Here is a 2,114-nt window from a genome sequence, read left to right on the forward strand (position 1 = left end):
TTTCTTTCGTTACACCCGCTGTAATAATCTCATATTTATTTTTCAGCAATGCCGTTGCTACTGTAATTTCAAACTCCGCAAATGTCGGATATACGAATAATAATATTTTTTTCATAGCCTTTTCTCCCTTAGCCACCCTATAAAATATGCCTCTAATTCGTCCACTGATAATATATTAGTGTCCACATAAGTTACGGGAAATTGTTTATACCATTCTTTTTCAACTTCTACTAATCTAAATTGTTCCTCAAATGTACTTCGATTTCTTGCCCTATCATTATTTTTTCTATCATACAAATTCTCTTTCGAAACATCTAAATAAAAAATTGCATCCGAACGGCACTCTCTTAATTTATATAGTTCTTCTTTCAATTCTGTTTCTATATCCCACTCTTCTCCTATAATCGTCGGATAAAAGAGTGTATAAAACTCAATATCTTCTGGTCCACGATCAAAAATAACAATCGATTCCTTTACATTTTGAAACTCTTTTATTTTTGCTTCAATAAACATTTTTTGATTTGTAATAAACCCATCTTTTGTGTAAATATCCAAATTTAATTCTTTCCGCTTTTCTACAATTGGATAAGGGTTTTCATATATAACTGAAAGCCCACATCGTTCTAACCTTTTGGCAATGTTGTTTTTCCACTTGCCATAGGTCCTTGAAGTGAAATTACGTATGCCATCCCTCTCATTCCCTTTTCCTATAATACATTGATAATATACAGAATTTTGAAAACAATCAACAAAATATATATCATCTTGTTTCTTATTCTTATCTAACTTATAATAAAAAATAGAGATTATGACGGACGCATCAATAATGTAAGCTTGGAAATCCAAGCTTACATTATTTTTTGCTTTCCCTTTTCTAATAAAAAGAGTATACTAATCTGGAACGTATGTTCTTAATGATTACATACAGTAAGGAGATAGAACAATGGTATACGACACAAAAGCAATTTCTTGGAATGAATCTTTAAAACAACTTCAACGCCGCTATACAAATAAACAAGTTGACCGAAAAGAATTTGAAGATATCGAACTGATGGAATTCTTCCGCGATAACAACTACATTTCTTTACCTACACATATAAGCGGCCTATCAACAACACGTTTTACTTCTTACTCTATTTTCACAACCGAAGATAAAGATCGTAAAGTTGGCACTCTTATCATTGAATATGTAGAAGATGAAAATGATATTTTACGTGTTGAACAACTATACTTCGTTTAAACTACAACGCTTGGTCAAATTGACCAAGCGTTCTTGCTTTCTATGAATCTCACTGTTTATAATATAAATAAAAGAAAACTGCTTTCGTTAAGGGGGAATACGATTGCTAGAAGGATGGTTTAGTTGGTTTATTGTCGTTTGGACTGTTGTATTATTAGGACTTATGTCTATTGGTGGATATTTCATGTTCAGAAAATTCCTAAAACGGTTACCGAAAGAAGATGGTATGTCCATTTTAGATTGGGAGCAACACTACATTGATCAAACACGACACTTATGGGATAACGAGCAGAAACAATTATTAGAAGAACTCGTAAGCCCTGTTCCTGAACTATTTCGTGATGTTGCTAAATCAAAAATTGCTGGTAAAATTGGAGAACTCGCCTTACAAGAAAATGCCTCTCAAATTACACAAGATTTAATTATTAAAGGATATATCATTGCCACACCAAAACGTGATCATAAATTTTTAGTTAAAAAATTGCAAGAAAAAGAGATTGATTATTCGAATTATAAAACTTTACTTGCAAAATAATCTTCATTTCCCCCCCTATTTTCAACAAGTTAACATCAATGGTAAACGTTTTATACGTCGTGGTTGGGACAGAAGATGTTAACAATACCAATAAAAAGACAGCGCCTTTGACGCTGTCTTTTTTTATACATATACAGTTTTCAAGTTAGCTTCATATCTTTTTCGTTATAAAAACCATCTTCTTTTTCCATTTCCTTCTGTAATTTCGTAAAGGAACGGTACATCGCAATTCTCCATGACACAATCATTGCAAACGCAAGTAAGAAGAACATACCGCTAAGTTGTCCTAAATCAAGAGATTGGCTTAAGTATGTTTTAAACACGATACGCACTACAAGT

3 protein-coding genes and 2 pseudogenes are annotated in these 2,114 nt (G+C 32.3%); 2 read left to right on the forward strand and 3 right to left on the reverse strand.

Features of this window, described 5'->3' with window-relative positions; all coding sequences use genetic code 11:
• Both AC1DTM_RS23840 and AC1DTM_RS23845 read right to left on the reverse strand, forming a co-directional pair.
• Window positions 1-115: pseudogene (locus tag AC1DTM_RS23840) on the reverse strand (DJ-1/PfpI family protein); the annotation flags it as partial.
• Window positions 112-689 (reverse strand): annotated as a pseudogene (locus AC1DTM_RS23845) (AAA family ATPase). The pseudogenes AC1DTM_RS23840 and AC1DTM_RS23845, both read right to left, overlap by 4 nt.
• A gap of 254 nt (window positions 690-943) precedes the next feature.
• Between AC1DTM_RS23845 and AC1DTM_RS23850 the strand changes: the two are divergent.
• Window positions 944-1,240: a hypothetical protein gene (locus AC1DTM_RS23850; protein WP_016105852.1), complete on the forward strand. Its 297-nt coding sequence runs from the start codon at window positions 944-946 to the stop codon at window positions 1,238-1,240.
• Window positions 1,241-1,343: 103 nt separating this feature from the next.
• The gene (locus AC1DTM_RS23855; RefSeq protein WP_016105853.1) at window positions 1,344-1,775 is read left to right on the forward strand and encodes a DUF2621 domain-containing protein; all 432 of its coding nucleotides are present in this window, start codon (window positions 1,344-1,346) and stop codon (window positions 1,773-1,775) included.
• Between the two features lie 140 nt (window positions 1,776-1,915).
• Here the strand turns inward: AC1DTM_RS23855 and AC1DTM_RS23860 are convergent.
• Window positions 1,916-2,114: CcdC protein domain-containing protein (locus AC1DTM_RS23860; protein WP_477001045.1), on the reverse strand; the 199-nt coding region annotated here is incomplete at its 5' end.

The sequence above is a fragment of the Bacillus sp. P4_D3 genome (assembly GCF_056401855.1).